The organism is Sporolactobacillus nakayamae, from assembly GCF_900113325.1.
GTDB lineage: Bacteria > Bacillota > Bacilli > Bacillales > Sporolactobacillaceae > Sporolactobacillus > Sporolactobacillus nakayamae.
The window spans coordinates 137,304-158,872 of sequence record NZ_FOOY01000004.1 but is presented as its reverse complement, the minus strand read 5'-3'; the positions used below and the strand labels follow the sequence as shown (position 1 = coordinate 158,872).

The window sequence follows — 21,569 nt, the reverse complement described above, 5'->3', positions numbered from 1 at the left end:
TCCTGCATGTACTTTTATGTTTTTATTTTTCAAATAGTGTCACAAATTGTCGAATCATGTGCAGGACAACAAAATATTATTATAAACTAAATTCTATTATTAAAACAGTAAAACCTATTTTCTTTTTTTAAGATACCGAAATCGTCAAAAAAGCGATGCAATTTCTCAATAAATTGAATCACTCACTATCGCCCTTTTCGGATTCACCTACATTTGCAAGACTTACAAATGCCCTTGTAATATTTGTCTTGGTCATTCGACCAATGACTTCAAAGCCATTCCCTTTTTTCCGTACAACAGGAACCGCGTCAATCTCCTTTGTGATGAGCAATAGGGCAACATCCACGACTGTATCATCATGTTTGCAATAGGCAATATTGGGCATTCGGGACATAATGACACTGACCGGAACCTGATTCATATCCTGAGATCCAATCGCAGTTCGGAGTAAATCCTTTCGTGACAGGACACCGGCGAGCAATCCACTATTGTCGACCACAAACAACGATCCGACATCCTCAACAAACATTTCGCACACGGCTTTGTATGCGGAAGCACTTTCTTCAATAACAACGGGTGACGACAGGAATTCCCCAACCTTCAATTTTCGAACTTCTTCAGATAATATCGTGCCCGATGTTTGTCCTGTATAGAAGTAGCCGACGCGCGGACGAGCTTCTAGAAACCCGGACATCGTCAAGATTGCCAGGTCAGGTCTGAGTGTCGCACGTGTTACGCTTAACTGTTCCGCAATTTGTTCTCCGGTTATCGGCGCCTTTTCTCTAACTATTTGAATAATTTTGTGTTGTCTATCATTAAGATCCAAAGCAATCGCCTCCCCTAATTTTTCTATTAGAAAAACTGCGCATAGCACAGTCCTTAAGCCAGCCTGGTTTTACGCTTCGGTTGCTCACTTTCCGCTGGCGATCCGGGAACCTCCTCGGCTCAGACCATAATGCCTGCGTGGTCTCCCCTGGCTCGCTGATCCCGCAGGAGTCTCGCACCTACGCGTTTGATTCATAACCTTTTGATTTGGCAAAAAATCATATGCTCTCTTTACTTATTAGAAAACCGCGCATAGCACAGGCCTTCGTCGTCACTCTGAATGCGGCTTTCATTCATCAACTATGTCTTGAACGACACTTCAGCTGCGCGCTTCTTGCCGCCGGTGCAAAAGAATTCATTCCAATTCAGTCAATCAATTATTCATTGGTTCGAAATTTGGCTAATTGCTCAATAAAATGCCTGGAACGCAACTTAATTCCGGCATTTCGTTCATAATAAGCATATATTATTGATTCGATCTCGCCAATCGTTTTTGATTTTAATGATACCTTTCCAAGTCTATCAAGGGGAATGGATCTAATTAGTGGCAGTAATCGTTGAGTTGCTTGGCTTAGAACCAGCGCGTAATCGTCCACTTTCGCGCAGGTGCTGCAAAGAAACCCACCTTCGGACACGGAGAACAAATAATGATCCTTTTTTTCGCCGCAATGAACACAATGTGTCAACTCAGGATCAATTCCCGCCTGAGGCATCATTTTCAGTGCATAGATGGAGGATAAAACCGCCGGGTCAGTCCCTTTTTCCATAAGCAGCAATGTATCACAAAGCAGGTTGTAGATACCCTGAGAAGGTTGGCCGTCCTCAGTCAGTCGGTCAGTTAGTTCAAGAATTAGCGCGGCATAACCCATTTTCTCGATATCTTCGCGAATTGCGCGAAACGCGTTCAATGTCTCTGCCTGATATAACGAACCAAGGCCTCTGCCTTTACTAAAAAGACAGAGACCATAGAACAGAACTTGACTCGCTGCGGAAAGGGGATTTTTTGGTTTTTTGGCTCCTCTCGCCATCAATCCGATTTTGCCAAACTCTTTTGTATATAAAGTCACGATTTTATTGCTTTCTCCATAATCGGTAGTACGAATGATAATGCCTTCAGCTTTGGCCATCATCGGTATCACCTGCTTCCCTAATCGCCGATTATTTTTTACGCCCCGGCATGTTCCTTCAGATCACTCATCTCGCAGCTTTGCTGTTTTTGTTCTTCATCTTTTTCCTTTTCTATTTCTTTGATCAAAAGATAAGAGCCGATTGTTCCTGTCATACTAAATAGCTTCCAACTGAGATCCAACATTTCACTCATCCTCCCATTTTTTCTCCTCACCTATAGCGTTGACGAAAAGAGAAGAAACATGTGAAGAAATGATTGTCAATTCAAGATGTTGCAGGCAGGATATACGACTAAACGATTAATCATTCTGCGACGTGTAACCGAAATTCTTAAGCTCTTCTTCCTTATCACGCCAGTTCTTGTCCACCTTAACCCAAAGTTCGAGGAAAACCTTGGATCCAATTAACGCTTCAATTTCCTTCCGTGCCAGTGTGCCGATTTCCTTCAGCATGCTGCCAGATTTCCCGATGATGATTCCTTTTTGGGAAGTCCGTTCGACCATGATTGTCGCTTGTATCTCTGTTAGATGACGCTTCTCATCCTCTTTCATCTTATCGATCACAACAGCAATTGCATGGGGCACTTCATCTCGCGTCAAATGAAGAATCTTCTCCCGGATTAATTCAGCGACAATGAAACGCTCCGGATGGTCGGTGATTTGGTCGTCGGGATAATACTTTGGTCCTTCAGGAAGGTATTCGCCGATTTGCTCCATAAGTGTAGCTACATTCTGACCCTGGAGTGCCGAAACTGGAATAATTTCCTTAAAGGTATAGAGATTGCGATACCGGTCAATGAGTGGCAACAGTTGATCCGGGTGCACTTTGTCGATCTTATTAACAATGAGGAAGACCGGCGCGTTTGTTTTCTTCAGAAAGTCGATAATGAACTGATCGCCTCGTCCATACCCTTGTTCCGCGTCAATGAGAAATAAAACAAGATCAACCTCATTCAATGTGGCAAGCGCCAGAGAAGTCATCATCTGACCTAGCATATGCTTTGGTTTATGTATTCCCGGTGTATCAATAAAAACGACTTGTTCTGAATCAGTCGTGTATATGCCGTGAATTTTATTGCGCGTTGTTTGCGCTTTATCACTCATGATTGCGATTTTCTGTCCGAGAACGCGATTCAGTAACGTTGATTTACCTACATTCGGCCGTCCGACAATAGCCGCAAAACCCGATTTAAATGGTTTACTCATTGCATATCCTCCGATTCAAAGGCGCCGGGAAGTAATTTGGCAACCGTTGTTATTTCCGAAATCCCCTCGGTATTTGACAAGATCACACGCATTTCTTTCGGACACAGCTCGCTCATGACCTGTCTGCACGAGCCGCATGGTGGAACCGGGCGCTTGCTCGCAGCCATAACAGCAATGGCTTCGTAATCATGTTCTCCTTCTGAGAATGCCTTAAAAATTGCTGTTCGCTCAGCGCAATTACAAACCGAATAGGCCGCGTTTTCGATATTACATCCTGTAAATACTTTGCCCGACTTTGTGAGCAGCGCGGCGCCAACCTGATAATGCGAATAAGGCACATAAGCCATTCGCATTGCTTGACGCGCCAGCTCAATAAGTTTCTTGTCATCCATTTATTTGCACACTCCTATTTTCAATCCATTAAAGTATTCCAAACAATAATTACATAAATAGTAACGGCGATAACTGAAAACCACCAAACTGCGGCAGCAGCCGTGTCCTTTGCCGCTTTAGCCAATGGGTGCTGATTCTGGGTAATCAAGTCAACAAGTCGTTCAATCGCCGTGTTGATCAGTTCAAGACTGATCACACCGCCAATTAAGAGAAACACAATCATCAGCCCAACAACTGACACATGAATAATCAATGAAAAAGCAATAACAATGATCGCGGCAAACATCTGGATATGCAGGTTTCGCTCTTGGACAAACGCCAGCACAAAGCCCGAAATAGCGTCCTTAAAACTGTCAATCAGGTTCTTGTGTCTTCGCGGATGATGTTCGTTCATTTTAGTCCCTGCTTAGGCCAAACGAAGAAAGAATGCTTTCCTGCAAACCGAACATTTCCTTCTCTTGTTCTGCATTCTGATGATCATAGCCGAGCAAATGAAGTAAGCCGTGAATGACGAGGAATCCAAGTTCGCGCTCAAAGGAATGATTATACTCAGCTGCCTGTTCATGTGTCCGTTCGACAGAAATGATGATATCACCGAGAACTCGCGGCTCACCTTCTTCCGGAAGAATTGGCACTTCATTCTCATCCATTTCTTCGAGTGCGAATGAGATAACGTCAGTCGGCCGGTCAATACCGCGATAGTCGCGATTAATTACCTGAATACGCGCGTTGTCAACGAACGTAATGGAACATTCAATTTCACCTTCCAAATCAAGCTGTTCCGCTGCGTAATCAATCAGCTTGATCACACTCTCTTGTATTGCATGATTAATTTCCTTTGTTTCATCGTGCATATCAATTGTCATTGCCATTTTGGATTCACCTTTTTCATTTTAAGGTCTTTAGGATACTCAATGCGGGAATGATAAACACCTCGCAGTGTTTCATCGATCGACTTCTCCACACTTTTCAACTCTTTAAGCGTTATATTGCATTCATCAAACTGACCGTCACTTAATCGATCGTTAAAGATACTTTTAACAAGATTATTCACTTTGACAGGATTCGGCTTTTTCATTGAGCGAACCGCCGCCTCAATACTGTCCGCAAGCTCAACAACTGCCGCTTCTTTCGACTGAACCTTCGGACCTGGATAACGAAATTCACTTTCATCAATTGGCTGCTCGCTTTGCTCCTGAGCCTTCACATAGAAATATTTGAGAAGCGTTGTCCCGTGATGCTGCTCAGCAATGTTGACGATTTCCTTAGGCATACGGTATTGTCGAAGAATATCCGCCCCATCATATGGGTGTGAAATAATGATCGTCCGGCTAAGCTGCGGCGAAATCTTATCATGGGGATTAATCCCGTTCATTTGATTCTCAACGAAAAATTTCGGCCGTTTGGTCTTACCTACATCATGATAATAGGCTGCGACGCGGGCAAGTAAACCATTCGCTCCGATCACCTCACAGGCACGTTCAGCCAAATTGGCGACCATAAGACTATGATGATATGTTCCAGGTGCTTCAATCAATATTTTTCGGAGCAGCGGATGGTTCGGGTTCGACAACTCAATCAACCGGATGGGTGAAAGAATGCTGAATCCCGTCTCGAAAAGCGGCATAAGACCATTGGTTAAAACAACGGATAAGAATCCTGATAAGGCGGCAAATCCAAGACTTAGTCCCGTACTCAAAAGCGAAAATGGTGTGTTTTGGAACATCAGCAGCGAGAGTACGACCAGCACATTCACAAGCGCGATTAGTCCGCCGGTTTGCATAATTTTCGGACGTGCTTGACGTTTTCGCAAAACCAAAGCCCCGGCGAGTGATGAAAAGAATAAAACAATGCCCATGCTTGAGTCAAAGATTGCAGCTTTCGCGCTGATACCGAAGAGTACGCTGCCAACCAATGAGAGCAATAAGCCGGAGACAACAGCGACACGCTCGTTCAAGAGAATACGAATCATTAGCGGCGCCATGGCCAGTGGAACAAGATAGCTGATTCCTGAGATATTCGTGAGCCTTAGATAGCTGCATATTTTAATGATTGCTGCAGCTCCGCAAAAAATGATTGCGTAGATATATAAAAATTTAACAGAATAGTTTGGGTGGTTCTCTTTAAAGCGAAAGTACTCGAACCAGAAAATAAAGGTAATGAAGCTGACGAAAAGAAGCAGGCCAACGAAAGGAATCAAATTGAAGTGCTCGTCTAACAAGCCTACCAATTTAAGCTGTCGAATCATATCATTGGTGACGAGTTCCCCTTTTTTTACAATCACTTCACCTTGATGAATCACGACATTGTCAACATTTCTTGCGGCTTCTTGTTTGTTTTGTTTCGTCGCGTTGGCATCAAAAGAATAGTTTGCGGTAATGTACGCGTGCAGCACTTCATTCAGCGCTCGTCGAATGCTGTCATTCAATACCGATGACGGCAGAGAAGCCGAGGCCTTATCTTGCGCGCGTTCCAGATCATTCCAACCGACTTTAGCATTCATCGCCTCATATATACTCGTGCTTGCGATATCCTCCGCAATTTGAAGATTATGATCTGACGCAGTAATCAAAGCGGTCATGGTGTTGTTGGGAAGGTGCGAATCCGTAGAATCGGACAGACGATCCATAATGATTTTTATCGCCGCATTCACTTGTTCTTGAGTTGAATCGGATGAAATCTTCTCATCGTTCTTTACTTCGGCAATCGTATCAAATAAATCACCGACTTTTTCAACCTGTATAAGTCCAAGATTTTTATTATACGCATAGGCTGATGGTGTCGAACCGATCGCTTCTTGCCGCTTCGCTTGCGTAGCTTGTGTGTCCACTGTGTCGATCGGCGACTGAATATCATTCGTCGCAATTTCGTGCAGCTTGACATTGGGATTCTTTGGCAGAACGCTGCCGATCATCAGTCCATACAAAATAAGACCGACAATCAGCACAATTCCCCAATCAGTCAAATAAACGAGTACAAATTTTTTAATTTTTTGTTTGAACGGGATTGTTGGTGTCATTGCTACGCCTCCGCAACCTATCTCCTTGACCCGGCCCGACATTCATAAATGAAGTGATCGGGACAGGGTAGGCAGAGTCAGTCGCCATATGCTTCGATGATTTTCTGTACAAGCGGATGCCTCACAACATCTGTGCGATTCAAATTAATAAATGAAATCCCATCGACATGTTCTAAAAGTTCTTTCGCCGTCTTAAGTCCGGATTTTTTTCCCTTGGGAAGATCAACCTGTGTCACATCACCGGTAATAATCATCTTTGAACCAAAGCCGAGCCGTGTCAGGAACATTTTCATCTGTTCTTGTGTTGTGTTCTGCGCTTCGTCAAGAATCACGTAGGCATCTTCCAGTGTCCTGCCTCTCATATAAGCGAGCGGCGCCACTTCGATCGTCCCTCTTTCAATCAATCGAAGCGTGTGCTCCGCACCGAGCACATCATGAAGCGCGTCATAGAGAGGGCGAAGATAGGGATCCACTTTTTCCTTCAGATCTCCAGGCAGAAAGCCGAGACTTTCTCCCGCTTCCACAGCAGGTCTTGTCAAAATCAGACGTTTGATCTTCCCCGCTTTCATCGCGGTCACAGCCATAACTACCGCCAAATACGTTTTTCCGGTCCCCGCCGGTCCGATGGAAAACACCATGTCATGTCTTCGGATTGCCTCAACATAACGCTTTTGACCAAGTGTTTTAACGCGGATCGGTTTGCCCTTACTATTGGTTGTAATTTCATTCTCATACAAATCGCCAAAAGCCTCTAGTTGACCGTTGTCTGCCATTTTTAGAGCATAGACAGCGTCACGGCTCGTGATTGCGATACCCTTTTTGATTAGGCTGAGCAGCGCGCTCAGCACTTGTTCCACTTTACGAGCATCCGTCTCGCTTTCGGCAGAGACACTTACCGATCCGCCCCGCGTCACGATCGAAATTCCAAGTGTCTGCTCAATTATTTTCAAATGCGCGTCTCCTGGTCCAAAAAGCATGAGTGCTTCGTTTCCATTTTCACAATCCAGTGTAATTTTATATAAATGGCGTTCTGGCAAGCTCTTTTTGTCCTCCTCAAAAATCAGTAGCGTTTCCATCATTTTACCATATGTTATCGCTTAAATTCCAATTTGATTTGACGCGCGCGCGATCGCGCCCTTGAAAGAATCTGTTTGCACCTTATTCTTCATTCTTCGCTTTCAGTTTTTTCTCCTCTTTTTTTACATCAATCGCACGCGCAGCAGCAATATTTTCATGCACGACTTGATGTGTTCGAATGTACACACTGTTTTTCACTACTTTCTTATAGTCGACGGCGGTATTAATAATTTTCGATTCTTTTGGAAGGCTGTCCAATAGTTTTTTGTCGGATGACTCAACCGCATCAGCAATCGCTTGATTGACCGTTAATTTGCGAGTCGCTATTCTTTTCTGCCGATCGTTTTCTTGAATCCAGACAAATGGCGTCTGCCAAATCAAAAAACGGATCGGTTTGCGCAACGTTTCACGATCATAGTGCTTAAACGGCTCTTTATCGAACCCCCACAAGGGCACTCGCAGGTTCCAAAGCTTTAATTGGTACTTATGATAATCTGCGCCTGAATAAGTCGTATATCGGCTAAGAAGCGGAATCTGAGCCTCTGAACGATACCACGTTTCGCCAATAACCGTTCCTTTTGCGGAGACGAACCGTGAAGACTTTTCATTGCCGATTATTCCACTGACCAGAACCTGTCCGGGTTTCACAAATTGATCATTTTCGACGACAGGTTGTCCTGTTTCCACGAATAAACGCTGGATCACCGCCTGTTTTGTCGCGACAAGATTTCTTGGTCCCGTGACCTCCTTTGGCTTCGGGTATTTTTTTTGAACGACGTTGATTCTATAGGTGGTCCCTTCTCTTGAAACACCAATCCACGTTACCTTTGTTAGTTTGGTGGATAATGCGTTCTCAAGTTTGCTGGTATCCGGGACGAAGAGATCAAGTGAGCCTTCATAGAGATGATTTTGCTTTAAAATACTGCGAATATGCTCCTCCAGCTTCGAATCAGCTCCTTTGATATTGATCGACCACACCATATTAGAGAGAATAAGGAGGAGCATTAAAAAGAATAGAAGACCGGCCACGATGCCTAGTCGCAATTTTATCTTTTTTAAAAGAAAGGGGAAACCTTCTTTTTCAAGAATATGGATCCGGCAATTTGTATCCTTGAGCCTTCTTTTCAAAGTATTCGAATTTGTAAGTTCTATAAAACAAATGAGGGTTGTCTCATTTTTGCGTACAATATGCCATATCTTTACGTGTTCACTCACGCAGAGTCGGATGAATTTTTCAGGATCATCACCTATGATTTCCGCCTTCAGATATCCCTCCGCACGTTGAATTGTATGCCTCAACCGGCTAGCCTCCTCTCATTCATCCACAAATCGAACATCATCTACGCGTCCTTGAAGAACGATTTCTCTTTCTAGAATCGTTTCAAGGACAAAATCATCACCTGCGATATGAAGTTCGCCTTTATTCATAGCAAGCTTCAACTCTGTCTTTGAGAATGCAAGAACGCCACGATAGTTTTCAATGGAGAGTCGAAACTGGCCAATTAAGGTCAATCGAGGCGACCCTAAAACCACATCTTCAGGAATGTCGGACACTTCGGCAAACCATTTTTTTAAATGAGCGCTCCATTTTCTCATGATCTCTCTCCACCTCTTTACAAACTTATGAGTAAAGAATGTCGGCTAGCACAGAAATCGTTTAGATCATCGAGAAAGTACGGAAGAAATTATCGAATCAATTGTAGGAAAGACAGCGGACACGCAAATACTTTGAAGCGGTGGCATGACGTATAGATTTGGTAAATGAGAATTCGGTATGGCAGCAAAAATTGCTCTTAAAGCAAAATGAACGATTCCGATCCATATGCGGTGGCTTTCGCGTTGCATACAGGACGTACTTTCACAGGATGTGATGACTTTCGCATTGCATACAGGACGTATGCGTAATTAGCGAAAGTTCCTTTACAGTTAGCGAAGGCTCCTTACATACGAAAGTTCCCTTGATCCACATGCCATTTTGAATCATCAACTTTGTGCTTGAACAGGCATTTCTGTTTCATTTAAGTAACGCGCAAAATAAGCGGAAATTTTCCGCCTATTTGCATCATAGCGCCTGTTTCACGGGTACATAAGGGTAATTTTTCCGCTTATTCACAGAAAAAACCTCCATTTTCACGTTTTTCGATTCGATAAGCGGAATTTCTCCGTCTATTTAAGCGATTTTTTCATTCATTTTCTAATTAAGCGGAATTTTTCCGTTTATTTCTCAGATTGGGCGCTTACCTGATCGCCCAACCGAATCTTATGTACCAACAAGTCAGAACGCTATATTTTTTAACTGTAAAAAAGCCCGCAACCAATAGAGTCACGGACGACATTCAGATTAAATTAGCGTACCCGGTTCCTGTCAAAAAAGTGATGAGGTTGAACGGCACGAGGTTTTCCAATACATTCTGAGAAAATAAAGGCTTGCCGCAGGGCATCTTGATTGCTCTTCCAACCATTCCCGACGTTTTCCGATCCTGACGCCTTTGCCGGATGCAGTGATCGATCGACTGTTCGTTGGCTCGAAGACTGGTTCATTCGATCCTTAGTTTCATAGTATTTCTTCATCCAGACATTCTCAGCAGTATGTGTATCGGTCGGTGCCTGTTCCATAATCGGTTCAGCGCGTCGGTTCACATCTCGATTCGCTTGAGTAATCTGTCGCTTCGCGCTAGGCATTTGCGGACGTGTATTGGTTCTCCGCCCTAGTTCTTGTCGACGCTTCTGTTCTTGGGCATTCTGTTTTTCAACAGATTTTGCAACATAGAAGATCATCCAGATAACTAAACCAATAATCCAGACAAATGACACTGCCTCACCCTCTCTCATGAATGGTGTTTATTTGTACTCATCTCCGGATGTATTGTCATTGTTGTTCTCTTTGCCAAACGAATGGCGCATTTCTGTATCTGCTTTGATATTGTTGTAGTTCATATAATCCATGACACCTAATTTTCCTGATTTAAGCGCGGCTGCCATTGCGAGCGGAACTTCAGATTCCGCCTCCACAACTTTTGCGCGCATTTCTTCGACGCGAGCACGCATTTCTTGTTCATTAGCGACAGCCATTGCGCGGCGTTCCTCAGCCTTAGCCTGTGCGATGTTCTTGTCTGCCTCAGCTTGTTCCGTTTGCAGGAACGCACCGATGTTCTTGCCAACATCCACATCCGCAATATCAATAGACAAAATTTCAAACGCAGTACCGGCGTCCAACCCTTTATCGAGAACGGTCTTAGAAATCGTATCCGGATTCTTCAGCACATCTTTATGTGTGTGTGACGCACCAATCGTGCTGACTACACCTTCACCAACACGGGCGACAACGGTTTCTTCACCGGCGCCTCCGACTAATCGATCGATGTTCGCGCGAACCGTGATTCTCGCTCTGACTTTAACCTCGATACCGTTAATTGCCACCCCGGCAATATATGGCGATTCAATGACTTTAGGATTGACACTCATTTGGACAGCTTCCAATACATTGCGTCCGGCGAGATCAATCGCCGCCGCACGTTCAAATGTCAAGGCTATATTCGCTCGATGAGCAGCGATCAGTGCGTTAACCACTCGGTCAACGTTTCCTCCTGCAAGGTAATGGCTTTCAAGTTGGTTCGTATGAAGGTCAAGTCCCGCTTTGGTTGCCTTAATCAACGGATCAATGACTCGTCTTGGTACCACCCGTCTCAATCTCATACCAATCAATGTAAAGATACTGATCCGAACGCCGGAAGACAGCGCTGAAATCCACAACATAACCGGTACAAAAGTGAAAAGAATGACAATCACGATAATTAGAAGCGCAGCGATTATGAGAATTCCTACTGTTGAAGCGTCTAATTGCATAGCTCTCATCCCCTACCTATTTATAATCTGGCGTTGCCAGTTGCTCCATTACTCACCTTTGAAGTACTCTGAATGTAAACAAAGCTCTGTTTGTTTTTCCGACAAACAGAGCTTCTCATTTCTTAACTTAATTTACTGCGCACGATTTTATTGATCATGCTTCCATCCGCCCGGCCTTTGACTTTCGGCATGACCGCTTTCATCACTTTGCCGATATCTGCCTTGGAAGCAGCGCCGACTTCCGAAATTGTTTCATCTATAATCGCCGTAACTTTCTCTTCAGAAAGTTGTTCGGGCATATAAGATTGGACAATTGCAATTTCATTGGTGACTTCTTCAACAAGATCCTGTCGCCCTGCGTTCTTAAACTCTTGGAGGGAGTCTTTCCTCTGCTTAAGCTCTCGGGTCAGGACTGCCAGTGCCTCGTCATCGGACAATGGTTGACCTAGCTTGATCGATTCGTTCTGCAGTGATGTTTTAATCATGCGAATAACCGAGAGACGCGCTTTCTCCCTCGCTTTCATCGCTTGTTTCATATCTGTAGTCAAACGATCAACAAGGCTCATTTATAAAACTCCTTCTCAGAATCTGCGGCGTTTCTTACGCGCAGCCTCAGATTTTTTCTTACGCTTAACGCTAGGTTTCTCATAATTTCTCCGCTTCTTAACTTCTGCTAATGTACCGGATTTAGAGACCGACCGTTTAAAGCGTCGCAACGCATCTTCAATCGATTCATTCTTCCGAACTCTTGTCTCGACCATCTTTGTTTCCCTCCCTCCAAAAACGAAAACAACTCAACTGACATCTCTTTTATGTCACTTGCCATTATATACGATAAAAAAAAAATTATCAAATTTAAGAAAGCGTTATTTTTAAACCATCTCTATTTTTTAAGTGCATTTCAAGCAATTACAACATATCGAGAAATTATTTTCATGCATAAATATCTTTTTGTCATGCTCGTACCCACTTGTCCATACAATAGGACGAGGTGAGCGGACGTGGATCAACAGGTAATTATTTTTATCTTATATATCTTACTTTTTTTATTTGGCATGGGCGTCATGACGGGCGGTATGCACGCGCTCGTTGGAGACCGGATGCGCCAAACACTCGAACGTGCCGCTAGCACACCGTTGAAAGGACTGCTGATTGGAACAATCGCGTCCATGCTTCTGCAGAGCAGCTCAGCAGTAACGATCATCACGGTCGGATTGATTGGCGCACGAGCGATGCGCTTCTCACAGAGCGTCGGAATTATTCTCGGTGCGAATATCGGTACCACGATGACCGGAGAGATTGCTGCTTTACCCATCGGATCATTACATTACGTTTTTTTCGGCGCAGGTCTGATCATGATGTGCCTTCCGTTCCGGCGATTCTTTTCATTCGGGACATTTTTGTTCGGCATCGGCTGCCTGTTTGCCTCGATGAATGGATTTAGTTCGCTTGCCGAATCACTCATTCAGTCACCATTTATCCGCGATCTTCTCGTTGACGCCAATGATAGTATGATCTATGCAGTAATTGTCGGAACCTTGTTTTCAGCAATTATCCAGTCAAGTTCCGCCACATTGCTTGTCTGCATGGGATTCTTAGACCACAACATCCTGTCCCTGCCTGCGGCGATCGCCATCATGCTCGGTTCGAATGTCGGTACTTGCCTCACCACTTATATCGCGAGCTTGGGGACCGGCAGAGAGGGCAGATGGACCGCATACACTCATATTCTTTTCAATGTGCTAAGCGTTATTGTCTTTTTCCCTTTCATTCACTACATGGCAGATTATTCGATAATAATCGGGGGAACAGGACGAGCAGCCCTCGCACACGCATCGGTTATCTTTAACCTGATCACCGGTTTAATCGCCGTGCCTCTTGCCGCGCCTTTTGGCCGCTGGGTTGAGCGAACCCGCCTTTAATCAGACACACAGGTCAGATCGTCACGGCAGATTGTCCGTTCTCAGCAAATCGAACGAACACGCCTTCATTCATTGGATAGCCTGTTTTCACAAGTTTGACGCGTGCTAGTTTACCGACAATATCTTTGGACGGATACTTAAATTTCACTTTCAAATAATTATCCGTGAAACCGACAAAATAGCCGTCCGGTTCGCGATGATTCAAAGGTTCTTCCGGAATCACTTCCAAGACCTGATCCTGATAACCGGCTGCATATTCGGCGGACAGCTTGCTTGATAATTCGATCAAGCGATCCACACGTTCATGCTTCACCTTGTCCGGTACCTGATCCGGCATACCTGCGGCAGGTGTGCCCGTTCGTTGTGAATAAGGAAAGACATGCAATTCAGAAAAACGAAGATCACGAATAAAATCGTAGGTTTCTTGAAATTCTTCATCGGTTTCGCCAGGGAAGCCGACAATCACATCGGAAGTTAAAGCGAAATCCGGCAAAGCCTCACGCAGCCGAGCCACTTTCTCAGCAAAATACTCGGTTTTGTACTTGCGATGCATCCGCTCCAAAACGCTATCGGAACCAGCCTGAAGCGGAATATGAAGATGGCGCGCAAGGATTTTCGAACGCCCGACAACGTCAATAACTTCATCGGTAATCTGACTTGCCTCAATAGACGAGATTCTCAATCGTTTCAAACCACGAACATTTTCCTCTATATCGCTAAGTAGATGCGCAAAATTGTAATCGTTCATGTCCTCACCATACCCGGCAGTATGTATTCCGGTGAGCACGATTTCCTTATAGCCGGCATCGACCAGCTGCTGAGCCTGCTTCATCACGTTTCCAGGTTCCCGTGAGCGCAACAGTCCACGTGCCCATGGAATGACACAGAACGTGCAAAAGTTATTGCAACCTTCCTGTATTTTCAGTGATGCACGGGTGCGATCGGTAAATTCAGGAACATCAAGCTCTTCGTATACTTTCGCCTTCATGATGTCACTGACCCCATTGATCGGCTCGCGTTCATTGCGAAACTGATCAATATATCCAAGCAGACGCTCACGATCCTGCGTCCCGACCACAATATCCACACCAGGTATGGACATGACTTCAGCCGGAGAAGTCTGAGCATAACATCCGGTCACGCAAATCACCGCATCCGGGTTATTGCGAATGGCACGGCGAATCGTCTGGCGGCTTTTCTGGTCGCCGGTATTGGTAACCGTGCATGTATTAACAATATAGACATCAGCGTGTTTTTCAAAATCGGCACGTTCATAACCGCCTTTTTTGAAGAGCTGCCATATGGCTTCTGTTTCATAGTGATTGACTTTACATCCTAACGTATGAAAAGCAACTGAAGGCATTTTTATTCACCCACCTCACAATTTAATAATTCAAAATGATAGGAAATTGCCGACAAAAGGTAAACAGACGCCGTCTCTGTCCTTAAAATTCTCGGACCCAATCCACAGAGAATAAATCCATGAGCTTCCAGCTGTCGTGCTTCTTCTGAAGTTAACCCGCCTTCCGGTCCAATAACAGCGAGCAGCTGATCTCCTTTGCCCATTTTACCCAAAAGTGTTGGAAACCCGGCTTGCGCGCCTGCCTTTGCTGTTTCTTCAAATGCGACCATTTTGATTGTGAATGATGCACTGAATGTGATCAACTGGTCGAGATTCATTGGATCGCCAATTTCAGGTATGAAGCGTCGATGCGATTGTTCCGCTGCTTCTTTAGCAATTTTCTCAAGGCGGAGCTTTTTCTTATCTTTCTTGTCCTTTTTCCAAACGGCTACGGAGCGTTCCGCTTGAAATGGGATAAATTGAGCAGCACCGCACTCCGTACCTTTTTGAATAATTGCATCAAACTTATCAGCTTTTGGAATGCCTTGAGCAATTGTGACATCAATAGGAAGCTCCGGGTCCGCAGTTAGTCTGCTCTTAATCGCTGCATGCACCTGATCCTCATCGACATACTCAATTTCGCATAAATAGGCATCACCTTTATTGTTTGCGCAAATAATCGAATCAGAAGGTTTCATGCGCATCACCTTCTGAATATGCCGAGAATCGGCCCCTGTGATCGTGACTCTTTTCTCCGTAAAGTGATCTTCCGGAACAAAATAACGCTGCATCTCAATCCGCCTTCTCAGCAATCAGCGCGACCCAATGCCCTGAGTCCATTTCATCAACGACATGAAGCCCAACTTGAGCAAGTGCCTGCGCGACTTGTTCTTTTTTCGGTTTAATAATCCCCGACACAATCAGCAGCCCGTCTTCTTGCAACAAACTCGCGACACCGCCCTTTGCCAGTCGGATAACCAGTTCCGCAAGTAAATTGGCGACAACGATGGTGTACACACCTTTTATATCATCAGAAAGGTTGTTTTGGCGAACCGCAACAACCTCCTGAACTTTATTTAATTTGATATTAAGTTTTGCGGATTGAACCGCGACCGGATCCAAGTCGACAGCGTTCACTTGACGCGCGCCAAGCTTCGCAGATGCAATTGCCAGGACGCCGGTACCTGTCCCAACATCAAGCACCGTTGCATTCTCAGGCAGGTATTTCTCAAGCGCTTCAATGCACAGTACTGTGGTCGGATGAGTTCCGGTCCCAAACGCCATTCCAGGATCGAGTTCAATCACATGACGCTCATGATCCTCAGGCTGAAATAATTCCCATGTTGGAGCAATATAAAAGTGTTTGCCGACACGCACGGGCTTATAATACTTCTTCCATGCGGTTGCCCATTCTTCTTCATTGTGTTCACTAAGTGTCATGCGGCCATCGCCCAAGTCGATATCATACAAGAGAAGATTATTCAGCGATTGCTTAATTTCTTCGACAGTCTCGCCAAGAAAACTGTTGATCGGCAAATAGGCCTTGACATTCACTCCGTCAAGAGGATAATCTGCAGGATCCAGAGAGTATACCGAGTCTTTATCAGACGCCCGCGTTCTTAGCAAATCCTGTGAATCTTCAATGACTACGCCACCGGCGCCGGCTTCATAGAGAACATTAGTCACCGCTTCAATTGCTTCTTCGGTTGTATGAATACAAATCTCCGACCATCTCATCGCGTTTATGGATTCGCTCCTTAAAAGAAGATGTGTAGAAAAACTGGCGATCATATTAGGTTTAGGGTGAAGACCAGCCGCTCTGTCCTATTAATGATCAATGAAAACGATGATGCGGGAATCAGTCCGCTTTAAATACCTTTTTCTTCATTTTGTCAAAAAAACTCTCGTCATCTTCATTCAGCGCGCTGCCTTCAGTAGCGGCCAATTTCTTAAATACCGCTTTCTGCTCATCAGACAAATGCTTCGGCGTCACAACTTTCACCGTGATATGTTCATCGCCTTGACCGTAGCCTCTGACGTTTTTTATGCCTTTTCCTCTTAATCGGAACTTGGTGCCCGTCTGTGTTCCCGCCGGAATCCTCAGCTTCACTTTTCCGTAAAGAGTCGGAACCTCAATTTCATCACCGAGCGCGACTTGAGCGAAGTTCAACGGTACCTCCAGAAGAACGTCGTCTCCGGCACGCTGATAATATTTATGCGGCTTTACGCTGAAAACAATGTACAGATCACCTGACGGGCCTCCGTTTACTCCTGGTTCGCCTTGACCGGATAGACGAATTTGCTGCCCGTCGTCAATACCCGCGGGAATCTTGACTTCGATCTTTTTATTCACTTTCATTTTACCGGTTCCGGCACATGTCCCGCATGGATTTTTAATCATTTTCCCCGTACCATGGCAATAAGAGCAGACACGGCGGTTAACGATACGTCCAAAAGGTGTGTTCTGCTCCTGATTCAGTTGACCGGTACCATGACAATGCGTACATTGTACCGGCTTTGTTCCCGGTTTAGCACCGCTGCCATGACATGTTGTGCAGGTTTCTTCCTTTGGTATACGAATATCCGTAGTCTTGCCAAAGGCAGCTTCCTCAAATGTGATTGACATTTCATATTGAAGATCCGATCCTTGGCGCGGCGCATTTGGGTCACGCCGTCTGGAAGACCCTCCGTTAAAAATCTGATCAAAAATATCGCCAAATCCACCGAAATCGGCTCCGCTGAAACCTTGGCCGCCGCCAAATCCACCAAATCCGCCTTGATTCGGATCCGCTTCGCCAAATTGATCATACTGTGCCCTTTTTTGCGGATCACTTAAGGTTTCATATGCCTTAGTGGCTTCCTTAAATTTCTCCGGTGCGTCCGAATCCTTATTCACATCGGGATGGTATTTCCGTGCCAATTTTCGAAATGCTTTCTTAATTTCCTCCTTCGACGCGTCTTTGCTTACGCCGAGGATCTCATAATAATCCCGTTTACTCATCAAATCACTCCCGAAATGATTTCACATAAAGTTTATCATATCATTCGCTTCGTTGGTTAAGCAAGAAAAAGCCAAAGCCAGAACCCGCGTCCGACTTCGACTTTCTCACAAAAACTGCTTTCAGGTTTAGAACAACGAGACCCCTGGGCCCCATTGAACAGATCAATAATTAACGTATGAACGATCAGTTCTTTTTGTTCTTGTCTTTATCCTCATCGTTAACTTCTTTGTAATCCGCATCAACGACATCGTCATCCGCTTTTTTGCTGTTATCGGCTGCACCTTGCGCGCCTTGTGCTTGTTGCGCCTGTTGATACAGTTTCACAGAAAGCTGCTGAACAACTTCGTTTAATTCATCTTTTGCGGCTTTAATGGCGTCAAGATCCTTGCCTTCAAGCGCCTTTTTCAGCTTATCCTTAGCAGCTTCAGCTTTTGATTTCTCAGATGCGTCCACTTTGTCGCCAAGGTCTTTGATTGTTTTCTCCGTTGCGAAGATTAATTGATCCGATTCATTGCGAAGATCAACGTCTTCTTTGCGTTTCTTATCTGCATCCGCGTTCGCTTCAGCATCCTTAACCATCTTGTCAATTTCATCGTCGCTCAGACCTGAAGACGATTGAATCGTGATGGATTGTTCCTTATTCGTACCTTTGTCTTTTGCCTTAACGTTTACAATACCGTTCGCATCAATTTCGAACGTCACTTCGATCTGTGGAATACCGCGTGGTGCCGGCGGAATATCGGTCAATTGGAACCGTCCAAGCGTTTTGTTATCCGCGGCCATCTGGCGTTCACCTTGCAGCACGTGAATGTCCACGGCTGTCTGATTGTCAGCAGCCGTCGAGAAGACTTGGGATTTGCTTGTTGGGATCGTTGTGTTGCGATCAATCAATTTCGTGAACACACCGCCCATTGTTTCAATACCAAGGGATAGCGGTGTAACGTCAAGCAGAACGACATCCTTTACATCACCGGTCAATACACCGCCTTGGATTGCGGCACCGACAGCGACCACTTCATCAGGGTTTACACCCTTGCTTGCTTCTTTTCCTGTCAGATTCTTGATTGCAGCCTGAACAGCCGGAATACGCGTCGAACCACCGACAAGAACAATTTTATGGATGTCATCCATAGTCATGTCTGCGTCGGACAACGCACGACGAACCGGACCCATCGTTGATTCAACTAAATCAGCAGTCAATTCATCGAATTTCGCACGTGACAGGTTCGTTTCCAAGTGTTTCGGACCAGACGCATCTGCTGAGATAAACGGAAGTGAGATTTGCGCCTGTGATACACCGGATAATTCCTTTTTCGCTTTTTCAGCGGCATCTTTCAAACGTTGCAATGCCATCTTGTCACCAGAAAGATCAAGACCGGTTTCCTTCTTGAATTCACCGATCAAATACTGGATGATGCGTTCATCGAAGTCGTCACCGCCAAGTTTGTTGTTTCCTGCGGTAGCTTTAACTTCGAAAATGCCGTCGCCAAGTTCGAGGATGGAAACATCGAATGTACCGCCGCCTAAGTCGAATACAAGAATCGTCTGATCTTCACCTTTATCAAGCCCATAAGCAAGTGATGCCGCAGTCGGTTCATTGATAATTCTCAGAACTTCAAGTCCTGCGATTTTACCTGCATCCTTTGTTGCTTGGCGTTGCGCGTCGTTAAAGTAAGCAGGTACCGTAATAACCGCCTTATCAACACTTTCGCCAAGATAAGCTTCAGCGTCTGATTTCAGTTTCTGAAGGATAATTGCTGAGATTTCCTGCGGCGTATATTTTTTACCTTCCGCCTCAACTTTATAGTCCGTGCCCATATGACGTTTGATCGAAAGAATCGTATTCGGGTTGGTGACTGCTTGGCGCTTTGCAACTTCGCCGACTTGACGTTCACCATTTTTGAATGCGACAGCAGAAGGTGTTGTTCTTGCTCCTTCCGGGTTAGGAATAACGACCGGTTCGCCGCCTTCCATAACTGCCACGCAAGAGTTTGTCGTTCCTAAGTCAATACCAATAATTTTGCTCATGTTCATTTCCTCCTAATATTTAAAAAACATTAAGTTTGAACCTTCTAAATCAAGAGCTGACCTTTACCATTGCAGGACGAATCACACGTCCATTCAAAGTATAGCCTGCCTGAAGTACTTGAATCACTGTGCCAGATTCATGCTCAGCGCTCTCCTCCTGCATAACTGCCTGATGCACATTGGGATCAAACGGCTGATGCAGCGATGGAATTTCCTCGACGCCTTCCTTTTTAAGTGCATTTTCCAATTTTGAGAGCAGCATTTCCATTCCCTTTTTTAGGGATTGACCCTCTTCGGAAACCGTCTCAACTGCAAGTGCGCGTTGGAAATTGTCCACAATTTCAAGGATATCCGAGACAAGATCCTGAGCGCGAAACTTACGTGAATCGGCCTTTTCTTTAGTTGTGCGCTTGCGGAAATTATCGAAGTCAGCCTGTGTTCTAAGCAACCGATTATTAAAATCATCCGATTGCTTCTTAAGTGAATCAATTTCAGCTGTCTGTTCGGCGATCTTCTTGAGAAGCGCTTCGCTATCCGGAGCGGCAGTCTTATCTGTTTCCGGTGCTTCTGAGGTGTCGGCAACTGTTTCTGCTGTTTGTGCGTCCTTGATTTCTTCTGTTTCTTCGTTGGTGTTTTTAGTTTCTTTGTTTGCCTGTTCTGTCATAGGCTCACCTCCTGAACTAGTTAAAGAGCTACTCATCTCTTCACTCTTGTTTATTTAGATTTTCAGTTAATAATTTGGAGACCATATCGATCAGTGTAACAACTCTCGGATAAGCCATCCGCTTAGGACCGATCACAGCGACCGTACCCAGGTGTTCACTTCCTACCGAATAAGTAGTCGTGATCAGGCTGCAATCCTCAATGCCATTAAGTTTGTTCTCACGGCCGATACGAATATGCAGCCCTTTCGCCGGCATACTCATTAATTCACGAACGATCTCTTTTCCCTCAAGCACATTTAAAAGTGAAATGATCTTATCGACGTCCTGAAATTCAGGCTGGGACAGCATATTGCTTTTCCCACTGTAGAAAATCTGCTCAGGATCATTGATCGTCAAACTGTCTTTCAGCAGAGTCATCACTCGTTCGTAATCACGGACATGCGCACGAAGCACACTGGCAATCTCGACATTCAGACGACTTTGAAGTTGATAGAGCGGAACCATTTTCAGTTTGTCATTCAAGATATTAACAATCTTCTCAATATCATCCGCTTTTATCGACTCTGGAAACGACACGACACGATTTTCCACATGGCCGGTATCTGTCACGATAATTAATACGCCTTGAGTCTCATTCAGTTTAACCAACTGAATATGTTTCAGTTTCATTTCCAAGAGTTCGGGACCGAGCATAATCGCCGTGTAATTCGTGAACTCGGACAGCACTTGGGCTGTGACCCGAATCAGTTCCTCCGTCTCAGAAAATTTCTTCTGATAGGCGTACCGAATATTTCCCATTTCATCATCGGAGAGAAGCACCGGTGAAAGTAAATGGTCGACATAAAAACGATACCCCTTTTCGGAAGGTACCCGCCCTGAGGAAAGATGTGTTTTCTCAAGATAGCCCATCTCTTCCAAGTCCGCAAGTTCATTTCTGATTGTCGCCGGACTGAAATTGACATCATCGTGTTTCGCAATTGATCGTGAACCGACCGGTTCGGCAGAGACAACATAGTCATTAACGAGAAGCTGCAGCAAAAACAATTGACGATCAGTTAACATCTTGTTGATCACCTCTGTTAGCACTCGATCTAACCGAGTGCTAATTCTACATTAA

The 21,569-nt window shown here is 44.9% G+C and carries 23 protein-coding genes; 1 reads left to right on the top strand and 22 read right to left on the bottom strand.

What is annotated here, in order from left to right:
• Positions 1–178: 178 nt before the first annotated feature.
• The 15 genes from ccpN to rpsU all read right to left on the bottom strand — a co-directional run bounded on the left by ccpN (position 179) and on the right by rpsU (position 12,254).
• Positions 179–832, bottom strand: a complete 654-nt coding sequence (gene ccpN / locus BM003_RS03050; RefSeq protein WP_177184621.1) for a transcriptional regulator CcpN — start codon at positions 830–832, stop codon at positions 179–181.
• A gap of 370 nt (positions 833–1,202) precedes the next feature.
• The gene (gene recO, locus BM003_RS03045) at positions 1,203–1,952 is read right to left on the bottom strand and encodes a DNA repair protein RecO (protein ID WP_093669983.1); all 750 of its coding nucleotides are present in this window, start codon (positions 1,950–1,952) and stop codon (positions 1,203–1,205) included.
• 38 nt (positions 1,953–1,990) lie between these two features.
• Entirely contained in the window at positions 1,991–2,137 is a 147-nt protein-coding gene (locus BM003_RS03040) for a YqzL family protein (RefSeq protein ID WP_093669981.1), read from the bottom strand.
• Between the two features lie 115 nt (positions 2,138–2,252).
• Positions 2,253–3,158, bottom strand: a complete 906-nt coding sequence (gene era / locus BM003_RS03035; protein WP_093669979.1) for a GTPase Era — start codon at positions 3,156–3,158, stop codon at positions 2,253–2,255.
• A complete protein-coding gene (locus BM003_RS03030; protein WP_093669977.1) occupies positions 3,155–3,550 on the bottom strand; it encodes a cytidine deaminase in 396 nt (131 codons plus the stop codon). Before BM003_RS03030 ends, era begins: the two co-directional genes overlap by 4 nt.
• Positions 3,551–3,570: 20 nt before the next feature.
• Positions 3,571–3,945: a diacylglycerol kinase family protein gene (locus BM003_RS03025; protein WP_093669975.1), complete on the bottom strand. Its 375-nt coding sequence runs from the start codon at positions 3,943–3,945 to the stop codon at positions 3,571–3,573.
• A gap of 1 nt (position 3,946) precedes the next feature.
• Positions 3,947–4,423, bottom strand: coding sequence for an rRNA maturation RNase YbeY (ybeY, locus tag BM003_RS03020; RefSeq protein ID WP_093669973.1), 477 nt, complete (start codon positions 4,421–4,423; stop codon positions 3,947–3,949).
• Positions 4,414–6,570 carry an HD family phosphohydrolase gene (locus BM003_RS03015; RefSeq protein ID WP_093669971.1) on the bottom strand — a complete coding sequence of 719 codons (2,157 nt, stop codon included), beginning with the start codon at positions 6,568–6,570 and terminating at the stop codon, positions 4,414–4,416. The genes ybeY and BM003_RS03015 overlap by 10 nt, the downstream gene beginning before the upstream one ends.
• Before the next feature lie 77 nt (positions 6,571–6,647).
• Positions 6,648–7,607, bottom strand: a complete 960-nt coding sequence (locus BM003_RS03010) for a PhoH family protein (protein WP_093670179.1) — start codon at positions 7,605–7,607, stop codon at positions 6,648–6,650.
• A 121-nt stretch (positions 7,608–7,728) separates the two neighbouring features.
• Entirely contained in the window at positions 7,729–8,946 is a 1,218-nt protein-coding gene (gene yqfD / locus BM003_RS03005) for a sporulation protein YqfD (protein WP_093669969.1), read from the bottom strand.
• Positions 8,947–8,961: 15 nt separating this feature from the next.
• Positions 8,962–9,243: a sporulation protein YqfC gene (gene yqfC / locus BM003_RS03000; protein ID WP_093669967.1), complete on the bottom strand. Its 282-nt coding sequence runs from the start codon at positions 9,241–9,243 to the stop codon at positions 8,962–8,964.
• Positions 9,244–9,993: 750 nt separating this feature from the next.
• The gene (locus BM003_RS02995; RefSeq protein WP_093669965.1) at positions 9,994–10,461 is read right to left on the bottom strand and encodes a hypothetical protein; all 468 of its coding nucleotides are present in this window, start codon (positions 10,459–10,461) and stop codon (positions 9,994–9,996) included.
• Positions 10,462–10,488: 27 nt separating this feature from the next.
• On the bottom strand, positions 10,489–11,493 hold the full coding sequence (gene floA, locus BM003_RS02990; protein WP_093669963.1) for a flotillin-like protein FloA: 1,005 nt from the start codon (positions 11,491–11,493) through the stop codon (positions 10,489–10,491).
• Positions 11,494–11,615: 122 nt separating this feature from the next.
• Positions 11,616–12,059 carry a GatB/YqeY domain-containing protein gene (locus tag BM003_RS02985; RefSeq protein ID WP_093669961.1) on the bottom strand — a complete coding sequence of 148 codons (444 nt, stop codon included), beginning with the start codon at positions 12,057–12,059 and terminating at the stop codon, positions 11,616–11,618.
• Positions 12,060–12,074: 15 nt separating this feature from the next.
• Positions 12,075–12,254 (bottom strand): 30S ribosomal protein S21, encoded by a 180-nt coding sequence (gene rpsU / locus BM003_RS02980; RefSeq protein ID WP_093669959.1) that lies wholly within the window; start codon positions 12,252–12,254, stop codon positions 12,075–12,077.
• A gap of 240 nt (positions 12,255–12,494) precedes the next feature.
• Between rpsU and BM003_RS02975 the strand changes: the two genes are divergently transcribed.
• The gene (locus tag BM003_RS02975) at positions 12,495–13,415 is read left to right on the top strand and encodes a Na/Pi symporter (RefSeq protein ID WP_093669957.1); all 921 of its coding nucleotides are present in this window, start codon (positions 12,495–12,497) and stop codon (positions 13,413–13,415) included.
• A gap of 13 nt (positions 13,416–13,428) precedes the next feature.
• Here BM003_RS02975 and mtaB read toward each other — a convergent pair whose 3' ends face one another.
• From mtaB to hrcA, 7 genes are all read right to left on the bottom strand, one after another.
• Positions 13,429–14,778 carry a tRNA (N(6)-L-threonylcarbamoyladenosine(37)-C(2))-methylthiotransferase MtaB gene (gene mtaB / locus BM003_RS02970; protein WP_093669955.1) on the bottom strand — a complete coding sequence of 450 codons (1,350 nt, stop codon included), beginning with the start codon at positions 14,776–14,778 and terminating at the stop codon, positions 13,429–13,431.
• Between the two features lie 2 nt (positions 14,779–14,780).
• A complete protein-coding gene (locus tag BM003_RS02965; RefSeq protein ID WP_093669953.1) occupies positions 14,781–15,548 on the bottom strand; it encodes a 16S rRNA (uracil(1498)-N(3))-methyltransferase in 768 nt (255 codons plus the stop codon).
• A 1-nt stretch (position 15,549) separates the two neighbouring features.
• On the bottom strand, positions 15,550–16,494 hold the full coding sequence (prmA, locus tag BM003_RS02960; protein WP_093669951.1) for a 50S ribosomal protein L11 methyltransferase: 945 nt from the start codon (positions 16,492–16,494) through the stop codon (positions 15,550–15,552).
• 121 nt (positions 16,495–16,615) lie between these two features.
• A complete protein-coding gene (gene dnaJ, locus BM003_RS02955; protein ID WP_093669949.1) occupies positions 16,616–17,758 on the bottom strand; it encodes a molecular chaperone DnaJ in 1,143 nt (380 codons plus the stop codon).
• 184 nt (positions 17,759–17,942) lie between these two features.
• The gene (gene dnaK / locus BM003_RS02950) at positions 17,943–19,787 is read right to left on the bottom strand and encodes a molecular chaperone DnaK (RefSeq protein WP_093669947.1); all 1,845 of its coding nucleotides are present in this window, start codon (positions 19,785–19,787) and stop codon (positions 17,943–17,945) included.
• Positions 19,788–19,836: 49 nt separating this feature from the next.
• On the bottom strand, positions 19,837–20,451 hold the full coding sequence (gene grpE / locus BM003_RS02945) for a nucleotide exchange factor GrpE (RefSeq protein ID WP_093669945.1): 615 nt from the start codon (positions 20,449–20,451) through the stop codon (positions 19,837–19,839).
• Positions 20,452–20,491: 40 nt separating this feature from the next.
• Positions 20,492–21,514, bottom strand: coding sequence for a heat-inducible transcriptional repressor HrcA (gene hrcA / locus BM003_RS02940; RefSeq protein WP_093669943.1), 1,023 nt, complete (start codon positions 21,512–21,514; stop codon positions 20,492–20,494).
• Positions 21,515–21,569 lie beyond the last annotated feature (55 nt).

Excerpts from the sequence above, each read along its gene's own strand:
- mtaB (WP_093669955.1), bottom strand. The coding sequence starts at position 14,778 with ATGCCTTCAGTTGCTTTTCATACGTTAGGATGTAAAGTCAATCACTAT.
- recO (WP_093669983.1), bottom strand. The coding sequence starts at position 1,952 with ATGGCCAAAGCTGAAGGCATTATCATTCGTACTACCGATTATGGAGAA.
- BM003_RS02965 (WP_093669953.1), bottom strand. The coding sequence starts at position 15,548 with ATGCAGCGTTATTTTGTTCCGGAAGATCACTTTACGGAGAAAAGAGTC.
- hrcA (WP_093669943.1), bottom strand. The coding sequence starts at position 21,514 with ATGTTAACTGATCGTCAATTGTTTTTGCTGCAGCTTCTCGTTAATGAC.
- ybeY (WP_093669973.1), bottom strand. The coding sequence starts at position 4,423 with ATGGCAATGACAATTGATATGCACGATGAAACAAAGGAAATTAATCAT.
- grpE (WP_093669945.1), bottom strand. The coding sequence starts at position 20,451 with ATGACAGAACAGGCAAACAAAGAAACTAAAAACACCAACGAAGAAACA.
- BM003_RS02985 (WP_093669961.1), bottom strand. The coding sequence starts at position 12,059 with ATGAGCCTTGTTGATCGTTTGACTACAGATATGAAACAAGCGATGAAA.
- era (WP_093669979.1), bottom strand. The coding sequence starts at position 3,158 with ATGAGTAAACCATTTAAATCGGGTTTTGCGGCTATTGTCGGACGGCCG.
- BM003_RS03015 (WP_093669971.1), bottom strand. The coding sequence starts at position 6,570 with ATGACACCAACAATCCCGTTCAAACAAAAAATTAAAAAATTTGTACTC.
- BM003_RS03040 (WP_093669981.1), bottom strand. The coding sequence starts at position 2,137 with ATGTTGGATCTCAGTTGGAAGCTATTTAGTATGACAGGAACAATCGGC.
- BM003_RS03025 (WP_093669975.1), bottom strand. The coding sequence starts at position 3,945 with ATGAACGAACATCATCCGCGAAGACACAAGAACCTGATTGACAGTTTT.
- floA (WP_093669963.1), bottom strand. The coding sequence starts at position 11,493 with ATGCAATTAGACGCTTCAACAGTAGGAATTCTCATAATCGCTGCGCTT.
- BM003_RS03030 (WP_093669977.1), bottom strand. The coding sequence starts at position 3,550 with ATGGATGACAAGAAACTTATTGAGCTGGCGCGTCAAGCAATGCGAATG.
- rpsU (WP_093669959.1), bottom strand. The coding sequence starts at position 12,254 with ATGGTCGAGACAAGAGTTCGGAAGAATGAATCGATTGAAGATGCGTTG.
- yqfC (WP_093669967.1), bottom strand. The coding sequence starts at position 9,243 with ATGAGAAAATGGAGCGCTCATTTAAAAAAATGGTTTGCCGAAGTGTCC.
- prmA (WP_093669951.1), bottom strand. The coding sequence starts at position 16,494 with ATGAGATGGTCGGAGATTTGTATTCATACAACCGAAGAAGCAATTGAA.
- dnaJ (WP_093669949.1), bottom strand. The coding sequence starts at position 17,758 with ATGAGTAAACGGGATTATTATGAGATCCTCGGCGTAAGCAAAGACGCG.
- dnaK (WP_093669947.1), bottom strand. The coding sequence starts at position 19,787 with ATGAGCAAAATTATTGGTATTGACTTAGGAACGACAAACTCTTGCGTG.